The sequence below is a fragment of the Streptomyces sp. NPDC050161 genome (assembly GCF_044460025.1).
In the GTDB taxonomy this organism is placed as follows: Bacteria; Actinomycetota; Actinomycetes; order Streptomycetales; family Streptomycetaceae; genus Streptomyces.
The window spans coordinates 140,663-157,675 of the sequence record NZ_JBITJM010000012.1 but is presented as its reverse complement, the minus strand read 5'-3'; the positions used below and the strand labels follow the sequence as shown (position 1 = coordinate 157,675).

1 protein-coding gene is annotated in these 17,013 nt (G+C 71.9%); it reads right to left on the bottom strand.

The features are described 5' to 3' along the window. Positions 1-8 precede the first annotated feature (8 nt). A complete protein-coding gene (locus ACIBK8_RS20930) occupies positions 9-16,790 on the bottom strand; it encodes a non-ribosomal peptide synthase/polyketide synthase (RefSeq protein WP_399043304.1) in 16,782 nt (5,593 codons plus the stop codon). Positions 16,791-17,013: the final 223 nt, after the last annotated feature.

The window sequence follows — 17,013 nt, the reverse complement described above, 5'->3', positions numbered from 1 at the left end:
CCTTCTCATCACGCTTCGCGTGAATCCATCAGCTTCCGCGCGACGACCGGGCCGATCTCGTCGACCGGGCCGCCCTTCATCATGTCGTCGTGCGCACAATCGATGTCGTAAACGTCGAGCGCACCGTCCACGTGGTGCGCCCACCGGTCCTCCCGTGCCAGTGGTTCGGAATCCCCGCCGGTGGCGACAAAGAGGGTCAGATCCCCTGTGTACGAACCCAGGGACACTTCGCTCGACAAGCGCGCGAAGTTGTTCATCACCGCGGCCACCCGGGCCATTTCGAAGCCTTCCAGCATGCGCAGAACGCCGTCGTATCCGTCCGCCGCTCCGGGCTCGGGGGCGGCGGTCGTTTCCTGCGCGGATTCGGGCCGGTCATAACCGTAGTAATCGGTGAGCATACGGACGATTTGGGATTCATCCACCGCCATGTCCTCTTCGCCCGCGCCGACGGGGTCGGGCGAGGCGTCGAGCACCGCGAGGAAGGCGACTTCCTCTCCCTGCGCCTGGAGTTCGGTGGCCATCATGTGCGCGAGGACGCCACCGAACGACCAGCCCAGGAGGTGGTACGGGCCGCTCGGCCGGACCGTGCGGATCTGCTCGACGTAATCGCGGGCGATTTCGGTCAGGCTCCCCGGGAGTTCCCGTTCCGGTCCTGCCAGCGCCCGTGCCTGGAGGGCATAGAGCGGACGGTCCGATTCCACGTGCCGGAGCAGCCCGGAGTAGACCCAGCCCACGCCCGATCCCGGGTGGACGCAGAACAGCGGCGGCGCATCGCCGGTCGCGCGCAGCGGGAGCAGGACGTCGAGCGACTCGCCGCCGACCTCGCCGCCCAGACTGTCCGCGAGCGCGGCGACGGTCGGCGCGGCGAACAGGTCCCGGATCCCCAGCTGCACGCCGAGCGCCGCACGTACCCGGCTGACCAGGCGCGTTGCCAGGAGTGAGTGGCCGCCCAGGGTGAAGAAGTCGTCGTCGATGCCGACGGAGGGCAGGCCCAGGACCTCCGCGAACAGTCCGGCGATGAGTTCTTCGCGGATGGTGCGCGGGGTGCGTGCCGTCGCACCGCCGCCGGGGTATTCCGGGGCGGGGAGGGCGCGGCGGTCGAGTTTTCCGTTGGGGGTGACCGGGAGGGTGTCCAGCACCATTACCGCGGACGGGACCATGTAGTCGGGGAGGAACTGGCCTGCGTGCGAGCGGAGTTCGGCCGGGAGTTGGGTGGTGTCTTGGTTGTCGGTGGGGGTGATGTAGGCGACGAGGTGGGTGCCGCCGGGGCCGTCTTCGCGGGGGATGACCGCTACCTGGGCGGTGGCGGGGTGCTGTGCGAGGACCGCTTCGATCTCGCCGGGTTCGATGCGGAAGCCGCGGATTTTGACCTGGTCGTCGACGCGTCCGAGGTAGACGAGGTCGCCGTCGGTGTTCCAGCGGACGAGGTCTCCGGTGCGGTACATGCGGGCGCCTGCCGGACCGAACGGGTCGGCGACGAAGCGGGAAGCCGTCAGAGCGGGCTGCCCGAGGTAGCCGCGGGCCAACTGCTCGCCCGCTATGTACAGTTCGCCGGTCACGCCCGGAGGTACTACGCGCAGCGCGCCGTCCAGGACGTACGCCCGCGTGTTCCACACCGGGCGGCCGATCGGCACCGGGCCGGTGGTCTCGGCCGGCAGGGCCTCGGACGCGGTGACGTCAACGGTGGCCTCGGTCGGGCCGTAGAGGTTGTGCAGGCGGGCATCGAGTGTGCCGCCCACGCGCGTCACGAGGTCGGGTGACAGGGCCTCGCCGCTGGTGATCACCAGCCGGATGCTCTCGCACCGTGCGGCGTCCGGCTCGTCCAGGAACACCCCGAGCATCGACGGGACGAAGTGCAGAACGGTGACGGACGTGGCGGTGATCAGCTCGGCGAGGTACTTCGGATCCCGGTGCCCGTCCGGCCGGGCGACCACGAGGGTGGCGCCGGTGATCACGGGCAGGAAGAACTCCCAGACGGAGACGTCGAAGGTCGCCGGTGTCTTCTGGAGGACGCGGTCGTGCTCGGACAGCGCGTACGCGTCCTGCATCCACAGCAGGCGGTTCACCAAGGAGGCGTGCTCGATGGTGGCGCCCTTGGGGGTTCCGGTGGAGCCGGATGTGTAGATGGTGTAGGCGGGGTGTTCGGGGTGCAGGGGGCGGACGCGGTCGGCGTCGGTGACGCCGGTGGCGGGGAATCGGGCCAGGTCATCGGCGGTCGGCAGGAACGCCGGGGTGGCCGTTTCGGGCAGGGTGGCCAGCGTTCCGGCGTCGGTGAGCAGGCCGGCGGGGCGTGCGTCGCTCAGCATGTGGGCGATGCGGGCCTCGGGGTGGGACATGTCGATCGGGAGGTAGGCGGCGCCTGCCTTCAGGACGGCGAGCAGGGCGATGACGAGGTGCTCGGAGCGGGGGAGTGCGACGGCGACGCGGTCCTCGGGGCCGACGCCCTGGCCGATGAGGTAGTGCGCCAGGCGGTTGGAGCGGGTGTCGAGGTCCGCGTAGGACAGTTCCCTGCCGTCGAAGACGACGGCGGTGTTCTGGGGGGTGCGGGCCGCCTGCTCGGTGAGGAGTGCGGGGAGTGTTGTGGCGGGCAACTGCCGGTCGGTGGCGTTGCGTTCGGTGAGTACGTCGGTGCGTTCGGCGGGGGTGATGACCTCGATGCCGGTGACCGGTGCGTCCGGGGTGGCGGTCACCGCGGTGAGTACCTGGACGAGGCCCTGGACCATGCGCTGTGCGGTCGTGGCGTCGAACAGGTCCACGGCGTAGGACAGGTCGGCCGACATCCCGCTGTGGCCGTCGGTGCCTGCCGGGTCATCGGAGAAGGAGAAGTGCAGGTCGAACTTGGCCACCTCCACGTCCGTCGGGACCGCGCTGATGTCGAGATCCGCCATCCGGAGGTCGGCATCGGCGGTGTTCTGGAGGTCCACCATGACCTGGAACAGCGGGTGGTGGTTGGTGGAACGGGCCGGGTTGATCGCCTCGACGACGGCTTCGAAGGGGACGTCCTGGTTCTCGTACGCCGCGAGGTCCGCTTCCCTGACGCGTTCCAGCACGTCACGGAAGGTGGGCGTCCCGGAGAGGTCGGTGCGCAGGACGAGGGTGTTGACGAAGAAGCCGACGAGGTCGTTGAGCTTGTCGTCGGTGCGGCCGGCGATGGGGGTGCCCAGGGGAATGTCGTCCCCCGCGCCGAAGCCCTGCAAGGTCACCGCCAGAGCCGCTTGCAGCACCATGAACACCGTCACGCCGTGCCGGGCGGCCAGGTCGGTGAGGGCGTGGTGCAGGTCTTCGTCGATGTGGAAGGGGATCGTGGCGCCGCGGTGGGACGCCTCCGCCGGGCGGGGGCGGTCCCAGGGCAGTGCCAGTTCGGTGGGTGCGCCGGTGAGGGCCTTGCGCCAGAAGTCGGTCTGGTGGGTGAGGACGCTGTCGGGGTCGTCGGCGGAGCCGAGGAAGTCGCGCTGCCAGAGGGTGTAGTCGATGTACTGGACCGGGAGTTCGTCCCACTGGGGGGCGTTTCCGGCGCAGCGGTCTTCGTACGCCTGCGAGAGGTCGCGGGCCAAGGGGGCCACGGACCAGCCGTCGCCGGCGATGTGGTGGACGGCGATGACGAGGATCGACTCGGTGTCCGAGACGGTGCCGAGTGCCACCCGGACGGGCAGGTCGGTGGTGACGTCGAAGCCGTGCGCCGCGATGTCGCGCGCCCAGGCGTCGGCGTCGCCGGTGATGCGCTCCTGTGTCAGCGCAGCCGCCGCTGCCCGGTCGACGGGCAGGACGACCTGGGCCGGTTCGCCGTCCTGCTCGGTGAAGACCGTCCGCAGCGATTCGTGGCGGGCCAGGACGTCGCCCCAGGCGGCGCGCAGCGCTTCGGTGTCGAGCGGGCCCGTCAGGCGCAGGGTGATGGGCAGGTTGTAGGTGGCGGAGCGGCCTTCCCACTGGTTGAGGAACCAGAGGCGTCGCTGGGCGTACGACACCGGGACCGTCTCGGGGCGTATCTGCCGGGACAGGGCCGGGCGGACGACCCCCGAGGTCTCGTCGAGGCGGGTGGCGAGGGCGGCGACGGTCGGGGCGGCGAACAGGTCCCTGATGGCCGGCTCTGCGCCGAGGACGGTGCGGATGCGGCTGATCAGGCGGGTGGCCAGGAGCGAGTGGCCGCCCATGGCGAAGAAGTCGTCGTCGATACCGATCGACGGCAGCTTCAGCACCTCGGCGAAGAGCCCGGCCAGGATCTCTTCGCGGACGGTGCGCGGGGTGCGTGCCGTCGTGGTGTCGAGGTAATCGGGGGCGGGGAGGGCGCGGCGGTCGAGTTTTCCGTTGGGGGTGACCGGGAGGGTGTCCAGCACCATTACCGCGGACGGGACCATGTAGTCGGGGAGGAACTTGCCTGCGTGCGACCGGAGTTCAGCGGCGAGGTGGGCGGTTTCCTGATCGTCGGCCGGGGTGACGTACGCGACGAGGTGGGCGCCGCCGGGGCCGTCCTCGCGGGGGATGACCGCTACCTGGGCGGTGGCGGGGTGCTGTGTCAGGACGGCTTCGATTTCGCCGGGTTCGATGCGGAAGCCGCGGATTTTGACCTGGTCGTCGACGCGTCCGAGGTAGACGAGGTCGCCGTCGGTGTTCCAGCGGACGAGGTCTCCGGTGCGGTACATGCGGGCGCCGGGTGTGCCGAAGGGGTCGGCGACGAAGCGCGAGGCCGTCAGGCCGGGCTGCCCGAGATACCCGCGGGCCAACTGGGCTCCGGCCACGTACAGTTCGCCGGTTACGCCCGGGGGGACCACGCGCAGTGCGCCGTCCAGGACGTACGCCCGGGTGTTGGCCACCGGGCGGCCGATCGGCGGGTCCGTCGGCCAGGCGGACTCGGAGTGCGGCAGCGAGTGGGCGGTGACGACGTGCGTCTCGGCCGGGCCGTAGTGGTTGTGCAGGCGTCGCGGCGTCTCGCGGAAGAAGTCGCGGACCGGTTCGTTGAGCTGGAGGCGCTCGCCGGCCTGCATGACGTCCGTCAGTGCGGGCAGGGTGCGGCCGTACTCGGCTGCCGCCGAACTCACCGCCTCCACCATCAGGTTCGGCGCCAGCAGCTCATTGACCTCGGTCTTCTCCAGCCACTCGACGAACTCCCCGGCGTCCTTGCGGATGTCGTCGTCGGGGATGCAGAGCGCCTTGCCCGAAAGGAGGGCGCTCAGGATCTCCTGCACGGACACGTCGAAGCTGATGCCGGTGAACTGTGCGGTGCGACCGCCGTCGGTGTGGTGCAGCTCCGCGTGGTGCCACTGGAGGAGGTTCACCAGCGCCGCGGACGGCATCGTGATGCCCTTGGGGGTTCCGGTGGAGCCGGAGGTGTAGATGACGTAGGCGGGGTGTGCGGGGTGCAGCGGGCGGACGCGGTCGGCGTCGGTGACGGGGGTTGCCGGGAACGCTTCGAGAGCATCAACCGACGGTGTGAGAACGGGAGTTGAGGTCTCGGGGAGTGTGGTGTGGGTGGTGGTGAGGAGGGTGGCGGGGCGTGCGTCGCTCAGCATGTGGGCGATGCGGGCCTGGGGGTAGGCGAGGTCGATGGGGAGGTAGGCGGCGCCCGTCTTCAGGACGGCGAGCAGGGCGACGATGAGCTGTTCGGAACGGGGGAGTGCGACGGCGACGCGGTCCTCGGGGCCGACGCCCTGGCCGATGAGGTAGTGCGCGAGGCGGTTGGAGCGGGCGTCGAGTTCGGCGTAGGTCAGCTCCCGTTCCTCGAAGACGACGGCGACGTTCTGCGGGGTGCGGGCCGCCTGCTCGGCGAAGAGTCCGGGCAGTGAACCGCCAGGGAGCTGCCGCTCGGTCACGTTGCGGTCGGCCAGCAGGCCGGTGCGTTCGGCGGGGGTGATCACGTCGATGTGCGTGACCGGGGCTTCCGGGGTGGTGGTGACGGCGGTGAGTACCTGGACCAGGCCCTGGACCAGGCGCTGCGCGGTCGTCGCGTCGAAGAGGTCCACCGCGTAGTAGAGGTCACCGGCCAGCCAGCCGCCCTGCTCGCCCTCGCGCTCCGTCAGCGAGAACTGAAGGTCGAACTTGGCGGCGTCGAGCCGGAGGGCTTCCTCCGTGATCTCCAGATCCGCCATCCGGAGGTCGGCATCGGCGTTGTTCTGGAGGTCCACCATGACCTGGAACAGCGGGTGGTGGTTGGTCGAGCGTGCCGGGTTGATCGCCTCGACGACCACCTCGAAGGGGACGTCCTGGTTCTCGTACGCGGCGAGGTCCGCTTCCCGGACGCGCCTGAGTACCTCATGGAAGGTGGGGCTGCCGGTGAGGTCGGTACGCATGACGAGGGTGTTGACGAAGAAGCCGACGAGGTCGTTCAGCTTGTCGTCGGTGCGGCCCGCGACGGGGGTGCCGACGGGGATGTCGTCGCCGGCGCCGAAGCCCTGAAGGGTGACGGCCACGGCCGCTTGGAGCACCATGAAGACGGTGACGCCGCAGGCCGACGCGAGGTCGGTGAGGGCGTGGTGCAGGTCTTCGCCGATGCGGAAGGGGACCACGTCGCCCTGGTGGGAGCCATCGGCGGGGCGGGGGCGGTCCCAGGGCAGTGCCAGTTCGGTGGGTGCGCCGGCGAGGGCCTTGCGCCAGAAGTCGGTCTGGTGGGTGAGGACGCTGTCGGGGTCGTCGGCGGTGCCGAGGAAGTCGCGTTGCCAGAGGGTGTAGTCGATGTACTGGACCGGGAGTTCGTCCCACTGGGGGGCTCGTCCGGCGCAGCGGTCTTCGTACGCCTGCGAGAGGTCGCGGGCCAAGGGGGCCACGGACCAGCCGTCGCCTGCGATGTGGTGGACGGCGATGACGAGGATCGACTCGGTCTCCGAGACGATGCCGCGCACCACCCGGACGGGCAGATCCTCCGACACGTCGAAGCCGCGCTTGACGACCCCGTTGATCCAGTCGCTCGTTTCGCCCCGCACCGCTTCTTCCGTCAGTACGGCCGACGCGGCCTGCGCGACGGGGATGACGACCTGGGCGGGTTCGCCGTCCTGCTCGGTGAAGACCGTCCGCAGCGATTCGTGGCGGGCGAGGACGTCGCCCCAGGCGGCGCGCAGCGCCTCGCCGTCGAGCGGGCCCGACAGGCGGAGCGCCAGCGGCATGTTGTACGTCGACGAGCGGCCCTCCCACTGGTTGAGGAACCAGAGGCGCCGCTGGGCGTAGGAGACCGGGACGGTCTCGGGGCGTTCCTGCCGGGACAGGGCGGGACGTACCACGCCCGAGGTCTCGTCGAGGCGGGTGGCGAGGGCGGCGACGGTGGGTGCGGCGAACAGGTCCCTGATGGCCGGTTCCGCGCCGAGGACGGTGCGGATGCGGCTGATCAGGCGGGTGGCCAGGAGTGAGTGGCCGCCCAGGGTGAAGAAGTCGTCGTCGATGCCGACGGCGGGCAGGCCCAGGACCTCCGCGAACAGCCCGGCGAGCAGTTCCTCGCGGACGGTGCGCGGGGTGCGTGCCGCCGTGCTGCCGGGGTATTCCGGGGCGGGCAGCGCCTTGCGGTCGAGCTTGCCGTTGGGGGTCATCGGCAGGGTGTCCAGCACCACCACCGCCGACGGGACCATGTAGTCCGGCAGGTGCTGGGCCGCGTGGGTGCGGAGTTCGGCCGGGAGACGGGCGGTGTCCTGGTTTTCTGCCGGGGTGATGTAGGCGACGAGGTGGGTGCCGCCGGGGCCGTCTTCGCGGGGGATGACGGCTGCCTGGGCGGTGGCGGGGTGCTGGGTGAGGACGGCTTCGATCTCGCCGGGTTCGATGCGGAAGCCGCGGATTTTGACCTGGTCGTCTACGCGTCCGAGGTAGACCAGGTCGCCGTCCGTGTTCCAGCGGACGAGGTCTCCGGTGCGGTACATGCGGGCGCCTGCCGGACCGAACGGGTCGGCGACGAAGCGGGAGGCGGTCAGGGCGGGCTGTCCGAGGTAGCCGCGGGCCAACTGGTCGCCTGCTATGTACAGTTCGCCGGTCACGCCCGGGGGGACCACGCGCAGTGCGCCGTCCAGGACGTACGCCCGGGTGTTGGCCACCGGGCGGCCGATCGGCGGGGTCCTGTCGCCGGCCGGGGGGAGGCAGTTCATCAGGGTGACGGCGACGGCGGCCTCGGTGGGGCCGTAGCCGTTCCAGAATTCCCGTTCGGCCGTCGCCCACTCGTCGACCAGGCGCCCGGCCGGTGCCTCGCCGCCGACGGACACCAGGCGCAGCGCCGGGAGTTGAGCAGGGTCCAGCAGCGGCATGACGGCGGGCGGCAGTTCGGCGACGGTCACCTTTTCGTCGCGCAGCAGCTGCTGGAGCCGGAGTGCGTCGGTGCGCTGTTCGTCGGCGGCGAGTACCAGCGTGGCGCCCGAGGTGAGCGCGGTGAAGATCTCGAAAACCGACACGTCGAAGGTGACCGCGGCGAAGCCGAGCAGCCGGGTGCCGTCGGCGATGCCGTAGGCCGGGCTGATGGCCGCGATGAAGTTGCCTGCCGCCCGGTGCTCGACGGTGGTGCCCTTGGGGGTGCCGGTGGAGCCCGAGGTGTAGATGACGTACGCCGGGTGCTCGGGACGCAGCGGGCGGACACGGTCGGCGTCGGTGAGGGGGCCGGCCGGGAGCGCCCCGAGAGCGTCAACTGCCGGGGTGATGGCGGGAGTTGCGGTCTCGGGCAGGGTGGCCAGGGTTTCCTGGTCGGTGAGGAGGGCGGCGGGGTGCGCGTCGCTCAGCATGTGGGCGATGCGGGTGTGCGGGTAGGCGGGGTCGATGGGGAGGTAGGCCGCGCCGGTCTTCAGGACGGCGAGCAGGGCGGTGATGAGGTGCTCGGAGCGGGGGAGTGCGACGGCGACGCGGTCCTCGGGGCCGATGCCCTGGCCGATGAGGTGGCGGGCCAGGCGGTTGGAGCGGGTGTCGAGTTCCGCGTAGGACAGCTCCCTGCCGTCGAAGACGACGGCGGTGTTCTGGGGGGTGCGGGCCGCCTGTTCGGTGAGGAGTGCGGGGAGTGTGGTGGTGGGCAACTGCCGTTGGGTGGCGTTGCGTTCGGTGAGTACGTTGGTGCGTTCGGTGGGGGTGATGACCTCGATGCCGGTGACCGGTGCGTCCGGGGTGGCGGTCACCGCGGTGAGTACCTGGACGAGGCCCTGGACCATGCGCTGTGCGGTCGTGGCGTCGAAGAGGTCCACGGCGTAGGACAGGTCGGCCGACAGGCCGCTCCCGCCGTCGCCGTCCTCGGGGCCGCCGGCGAACACCGTCGCCTCGGAGAAGGAGAACTCCAGGTCGAACTTGGCCATGTCCCAGCCGGTCGGGACGGCGTTGATCTCCAGGCCGGGGAGGTACAGCTGGTGTCCGGCGTTGTTCTGGAGGTCCACCATGACCTGGAACAGCGGGTGGTGGCGGGTCGAGCGGGCCGGGTTGACGGCTTCCACGACGGCTTCGAAGGGGATGTCCTGGTTCTCGTACGCGGCGAGGTCCGCTTCCCTGACGCGTTCCAGCACGTCGCGGAAGGACGGGGCGCCGGAGAGGTCGGTGCGCAGGACGAGGGTGTTGACGAAGAAGCCGACGAGGTCGTTGAGCTTGTCGTCGGTGCGGCCCGCGACGGGTGTGCCGAGCGGGATGTCGTCGCCGGCGCCGAAGCCCTGAAGGGTGACGGCCACCGCTGCCTGGAGCACCATGAAGGCGGTGACGCCGGAGGTGGACGCCAGGTCCTTCACGGCCTGGTGCAGGTCTTCGCCGATGTGGAAGGAGACCACGGCGCCGCGGTGCGACGCCTCAGCCGGGCGCGGGCGGTCCCACGGCAGCGCCAGTTCGGCCGGGGCGCCGGCGAGTGCCTTGCGCCAGAAGTCCGTCTGGCGGCCGATGACGCTGTGGGAGTCGTCGGCGGAGCCGAGGAAGCCGCGCTGCCAGAGGGTGTAGTCGACGTACTGGACCGGCAGTTCGTCCCACTGCGGGATCCGTCCGACGCAGCGCTCCCCGTACGCCTGCGAGAGGTCGCGGGCCAGCGGAGCCACGGACCAGCCGTCGCCCGCGATGTGGTGCACCACGAGCACCAGGACCGACTCGGTGTCCGACACGGTGCCGATGACCACCCGGACGGGCAGGTCGGCGGAGAGGTCGAAGCCGCGCATGGCCACCTCGCGGACCCACGCGTCGACGTCGCCTTCGATCCGCTCCTGCGTCAGCGCGGCCGACGTTGCCCGGTCGACGGGCAGCACGACCTGGACGGGTTCGCCGTCCTGCTCGGTGAAGACCGTCCGCAGCGATTCGTGGCGGGCCAGGACGTCGTCCCAGGCGGCGCGCAGTGCCTCGCCGTCGAGTGCGCCCGTCAGGCGGAGGGCGAGGGGCATGTTGTAGGTCGCCGAGCGGCCTTCCCACTGGTTGAGGAACCAGAGGCGTCGCTGGGCGTAGGAGACCGGGACGGTCTCGGGGCGGTCCTGCCGGGACAGGGCCGGACGCGCCACGCCTGACGTCTCGTCCAGCCGGGCGGCCAGCGCCGACACCGTCGGCGCGGCGAACATGTCCCGGATGCCCAGCTGTACGCCCAGGACCGAGCGGACCCGGCTGACCAGGCGCGTGGCCAGGAGTGAGTGGCCGCCCAGGGTGAAGAAGTCGTCGTCGATGCCGACCGCGGGCAGGCCGAGGACCTCAGCGAACAGTCCGGCGATGAGTTCCTCGCGGACCGTCCGGGGGCCGCGGGACAGGGCGCCGCCGCGGGTTTCGGGCACCGGCAGGGCGCGGCGGTCGAGCTTGCCGTTGACGGTCATCGGCAGGGTGTCGAGCACCACCACGGCCGACGGCACCATGTAGTCGGGCAGGCGGGACCGGAGCGCACGGCGCAGGCGCTCGGGCAGCGCGTCGGCGGCGTCGGGGCCGTCCGTCTCGCCGCCCGGCACCACGTAGGCGGCCAGCCGGACGTCGCCGGGGCGGTCCTCGCGCACCATGACCACGGCGTGGTCCACGCCGGGCTGGTCGAGCAGCGCCGTCTCGACCTCGCCGGCCTCGATGCGGAAGCCGCGCAGCTTCAACTGCCCGTCCACGCGGCCCTCGTAGACCAACTGGCCGTCCGCGTTCCAGCGCGCCAGGTCTCCGGTGCGGTACATCCGCTCGCCCGGGGCGCCGAACGGGCAGGCCACGAACCGCTGGGAGGTCAGGCCCGGCATGCCGTGGTAGCCGCGGGCCAGGCCGGGCCCGGCGAGGTACAGCTCGCCCACGACGCCTTCCGGCACGGGGCGGAGACCGGCGTCGAGTACGTAGGTGCGGGCGCCCGCCACCGGGGTGCCGATCGGGGGAATGCCGGAGCCGGACAGCTCGCCGCTGGTGGTGGCGCAGATGGTGGCCTCGGTCGGCCCGTACGCGTTCAGCATGCGGCGGTCCACGGCCCACCGGGCCGCGCGTTCGGCGGGGCACGCCTCGCCGCCGACGAGGAGGGTGCGCAGGCCGCTGAGCGCCTCGGGCTTGACGCCGGCGAGGAGCGTCGGCGGGATGAGGGCGAGCGACACCCGCTGCTCGGCGACGAAGGACGCGAGCGTGTCACCGGCGAGGACGGTGTCGTCCGGCGGCACGACGAGCGCCGCGCCGTTCGGGAGCGCCATGAGGAGTTCCATGACGGACGCGTCGAAGCTGGGCGAGGCGAACTGGAGCACCCGTGCCCCGGCGTCGATGGCGAACCGCTCGGCCATGGTGGCGACCAGCCCCGCGATGCCGGTGTGCGGGACCACGACGCCCTTGGGGGTGCCGGTGGAGCCCGAGGTGTAGATGACGTACGCCGGGTGCTCGGGACGCAGCGGGCGGACGCGGTCGGCGTCGGTGGGGTTGTGGTCGCTCCCCGTGTCCGCCCGGTCCCACTCGGGGGCCGCGGTGTCCAGGAGGAAGAGCTGGTCGGGGGTGACCGGCAGGTCGGCGGCGAGCGCGGCGTGCGTGATCAGCAGCGCCGGGCCCGCGTCGCCGAGCATGTACGCGATGCGCTCGGCGGGGTACGCCGGGTCGACGGAGAGGAAGGCCGCTCCCGCCTTGGCCACGGCCAGCACGGTGACGATCCGGTCGGCGGAGCGGGGCAGCGCGATCGCCACCGTGTGCTCCGGGCCGATGCCGCGGGCGATGAGCGTGTGGGCGAGGCGGTTGGCGCGGGCGTTCAGTTCCCGGTAGCCGATGTCCGCCGCCCCGGCGACCAGCGCCACGGCTTCGGGCGAGCGGGCCGCACGGTCCTCGACGAGCGCCGGCAGGGTGACCGCGCCGCGGTCGTCGCCTGCGGTGGCCGCGTCGCCCGGCAGCTCCGTACGGTCGTCGGCGGAGTGCAGCTGTGCCTGCCCGATCGGCCGGGCGGGCTCCGCGACGAACTGCTCCAGGAGCAGCGTCCACCGTGCCATCAGCGTCTCGACGGTGGCACGGTCGAACAGGTCGGTGGCGAACTCGGCGACACCCGCGATGGCGGCCGGTGTGCCGTCGTCCTCGTACTGCTCCAGCAGGCTCAGGGCGAGGTCGAAGCGGGACACCCCGATGTACATGGGGCGGCCGTTGGCCTCCACGCCGGGCAGCGCGATGCGCGGGTACTCGTTGTTCTGGAGGGCCAACGAGACCTGGAACAGCGGGTGGTGGCCGGTCGACCGCTGCGGCCTGAGGGCCTCCACGATGCGCTCGAACGGCATGTCCTGGTGGGCGTAGGCGGCCAGGCTGTCGCGGCGGACCTGGGTGAGCAGGTCCTCGAAGGTGGGGGCGCCGGACGTGTCGACGCGCAGGACGAGCAGGTTGACGAAGCAGCCCACCAGGTCGTTGAGCGCCTCGTCGGTGCGGGCGGCGATGGGGGAGCCGATGGGGATGTCGTGGCCCGCGCCCACCCGGGTCAGCAGCGCCGCGAGGCTCGCCTGGAGCACCATGAACACCGTCGCGTCGTGGGCGCCGGCCAACTGCCGGATCCGGGCGACCAGTTCGGCGTCGAGGGTGAAGTCCAGGGTGTCGCCCCGGTGCGAGGCGATGTCGGGGCGCGGCCGGTCGGTGGGCGGGGTCACCACGTCCGGCAGGCCGCCGAGCCGCCGGGTCCAGTAGTCGAGCTGCTGGTGGCCGAGGCTTTCCGGGTCCTTCTCGTCGCCGAGCAGCGCGCGCTGCCAGAGGGCGTAGTCGGCGTACTGCACCGGGAGCGGCGCCCACTGCGGCGGCTCGCCCGCGGCGCGGCTGGAGTACGCCGTCAGCAGGTCGCTCGCCAGCGGCGTGAAGGACCAGCCGTCGGCGGCGATGTGGTGCAGCAGGATCAGTACGGTGTGCTCGTTCTCGGCCGTCTCGTACAGGGTCACCCGCAGCGGGAGCGCGGTGGCCAGGTCGAAGAGGTGGAAGGCGGCCGTTTCCAGGTGGCCGTCCAGCTCCGCTTCCGTGGTCCGCTGCACCGACCACGGCACCGGCGCCTGCTCGGGGGCGAGTACCCGCTGGTGGGGGTGGCCCGCCTCGTCCACGGCGAAGAGCGTCCGCAGGGACTCGTGCCGGTCGACGATGTCCTGGAAGGCCGCGCGCAGGGCCTCCCGGTCGAGGGCGCCCGACAGGCGCAGGATCAGCGGGATGTTGTACGTGGGCGACGGGCCCTCCATCCGGTGGAGGAACCACAGGCTGCTCTGCGCGTAGGACAGCGGCACCTGCTCGGGGCGCTCGTGGCGCCGCACCGGGATGCGCCGGGTGCCGGGGTGGTCGCTGTCCATCCAGGCGGCCAGCTCGGCGACGGTGGGCGCGTCGAACACCGCGCGCACCGGCACCTCAAGGCCGAGTGCGGAACGGATGCGGCTGGTGAGACGGGTGGCGCTGAGGGAGTGGCCGCCGAGGTCGAAGAACGAGTCGTCGATGCCGACCCGGTCGGTCTTGAGCACCTCGGCGAACAACTCGCACAGCAGCCGCTCGCGGGGGTCACGGGGCGCGCGTCCCGCGGGGGCCGCGGTCGCGGTGGGGGCGGGCAGCGCGCGCAGGTCGAGCTTGCCGTTCGGGGTCAGCGGCAGCGCGTCGGTGAGCACGACGTGGGCCGGGACCAGGTGTCCCGGCAGGCTGCGGGCCAGTTCGCCGCGGAGCCCCGCGCCGGTGGCCTCCGACCCGGCGTGCAGGATCGCGTAGCCCACCAGCTGGTTCTGCCCGTCGCCGTCCGCCCGTACGACGACGGCCGCCTGCGCGACGTCGGCGTGGGCGAGCAGGGCCGCCCGGACCTCGCCTGGCTCGATGCGCACCCCGCGGACCTTCACCTGGTCGTCGACGCGGCCCAGGTAGAGGAGTTCACCGCGGTCGTTCCACCGCACCTGGTCGCCGGTGCGGTACATCCGGCCGCCGGTGGGGTCGAAGGGGTTGGCGACGAACCGGGAGGCGGTCAGCCCGGCCCGGCCGCGGTAGCCCCGCGCCAGCTGCGCGCCGGCGAGGTACAGCTCACCCACCACACCCACAGGCACCGGGTTCAGCGCCGCGTCCAGGACGTACAGCTGGGTGTTCCACACCGGGCCGCCGATCGGCACAGGACCGGCCGGGTCCGTCGGGCGCAGCCGTCCCGACGCGCTGACGTCGATGGCGGCTTCGGTGGGTCCGTAGAGGTTGCGCAGGTCGACGTCGAGCTGTGCCAGCAGGCCGTCGCGCAGCGCCGGGGTCAGCTCCTCGCCGCTGCACAGCACCAGACGCAGACTGTCGCAGGACCGGGCGAGGCCCTCGCGGACGAACAGGTCGAGCATGGACGGCACGAAGTGCAGGACGGTGATCCGCTGCCCGGCGATGACGGACGCCAGGTAGGCGGGGTCGCGGTGGCCGCCGGGCTCCGCGAGGACCAGCGTCGCACCGGCGCACAGCGGCCAGAACAGCTCCCACACCGAGACGTCGAAGCTCGCGGGGGTCTTCTGGAGCACCCGGTCGGCCGCGTCGAGCCGGTAGGCGGACTGCGTCCACAGCAGGCGGTTGACCAGGGCGGCGTGCGTGACGACCACGCCCTTCGGCTGCCCGGTCGATCCGGATGTGTAGATCATGTACGCGGGGTTGCCGGGCGCGGCGGCCACGGTGGCGGGCGCCGGGGCGGCGGCCTCGGCGCCGGATATCAGCGTGCCCTGCTCGTCGAGCACGAGCAGCCGGGCGCCTTCGCCCAGGGCGGCTGCCACCGTCGGGCGGAGTTCTTCGGTGGTGAGGACCACCGGCGGCTGCGCGTCGTCGAGCATGTACCGCACCCGCTCGACCGGGTATTCGGGGTCGACCGGCACGTAGGCGCCGCCGGCCTTCGACACGGCGAGGGCCGCCACCACGAGCGCGGGCGACCTGGGCAGGAACAGCGCGGCGAACTGCTCGGGCGCGACGCCCTGTGCGCGCAGGGTCCGGGCCAGGGTGTCCGTCGCGGCGTCCAACTCGCGGTAGGTCAGCCGCTGTTCACCGGAGACGACGGCGGGCGCGTCCGGGGTGGCGGCGGCCTGCTCGGCGAAGAGGGCGGGCAGCGTCAGGGCGGGAACGTCGTGCCGGGTGTCGTTGAACTCCGTCACCACGCGGCGGTGTTCGTCGTCGGAGAGCAGCGAGAGGTCGCCCACCCGTCCCGTGGGGCCCGCCTCGCGCACCTGCCGCATCACCGTCACCAGGCGGTCGGCCAGAGTGTTGAGCCCGTCGTCGTCGTGGCGTTCGGCGTCGCCCTCGATCTCGACGACGAGGCCGCCGTGGCGGGGGTCCATCCGGAGGTTCAAGGTGACGTCGTGCACCGGGCCGGTCTTGACCATCCGGAACTCGGCCGCCACGTCGCCCAGTTGCAGCTCCGAGTTGAAGTTCATGATGTTGACGCCGACGCCGAACAGCGGGTCCTGCCTGCCGTGGACCCGGCGGCTGTCGTGGATCATCCACTCGTAGCGGTAGTGCTGGTGCCTCATCGACGCCCTGACGGTGGCCGAGACGTCGGCCGTCAGCGCCGCGAAGTCCTGGTCGGGCCGTCCGCTCAGCCGCAGCGGCAGGATGTTCGACATCATGCCGGGGGTCAGCTTCGACGCGGCGCCCACCCGCGCGGTCACCGGAAGCCCGACGGGCACGTCGTAGCGGCCCGTCGACTTCCACAGCAGCAGGGCGACATGGGCCAGCAGGACGGTCGTGGTGGACACCTTCAACTGTTCGGCGATGCGCACGATGCCGGCCGCGTCCTCGTCCGCCAGCTCCCGGCGGACGATGCGGGTGCGGGGCGCGAGGCGGGACGGCTGCCCGGAGAGCGTCACGGCCTCGGGGCGGTCGGCGAGGTGGGTGTGCCAGAAGGCGGCGTCCTGCTCCCAGGCGTCCGACGCGCGGTAGTCGACGTCGCCCGCCACGATGTCGGCGACCTGGCCGAACCAGGCGTCGGACACCGGCTTGTCCTGCGCCAGTTCGGTGTAGACCTGGCTGATCCGGCGCGCGACCAGCACGCCGCCGTAGCCGTCGATCACCAGGTGGCTGCCGTGCAGGAAGAACAGGGCGTGCTCGGGGGCGACGTGCAGCAGGGCGAAGCCCGTCGAGCAGTTCCGCCCCCGGTAGTCGTTCTCCCAGATGTGCTGGTGCATCCACTCCTCGGCCGCCGCCAGCGGGTCGGGCCCGGCCGAGAGGTCGACGATCTCCAGGTCCGCTTCCGGCTCGTCGGCGATGACCTGCTCGATCTCCTCGCCGTCGACCCGGACGGTGGTGCGGAACGCCTCGCTCTCGGCCACGGCGGTACGGATCGCCCGGCGCAGCAGGTCCACGTCCAGGGCGCCGCGGAGTTCGAGGCACTCGCCGATGTTGTAGACACCCGCGGACGCCTCCACCTGCTGGGCGAGCCAGATGCCCCGCTGGGCCTCGGTGACCGGCAGGCGGCGCTCGGTTCCGGTCGCGTCGGTGCTCTCGGCGTTCGCTTCGACTGCGTCCACGATCTGCTAACTCCTGTACATGGCGAGCATGAGGTCTGCAAGGGATGAGGGCCGGCAGGGGCGAGTGCCCCGGTGGGAGGCCGGCTTTCGGCAGGCTGCGTCGAGCCGTTGGCCGGTGCTGCGGCTGCCTGCGGGCAGCCGGTTCTGGTGGACGAGGCAGGCGAGGACCCGTGCGGCGGTCCTGCCTTCGTGGCGGTCCTGCCTTCGTGGGACGCGGTGTGCG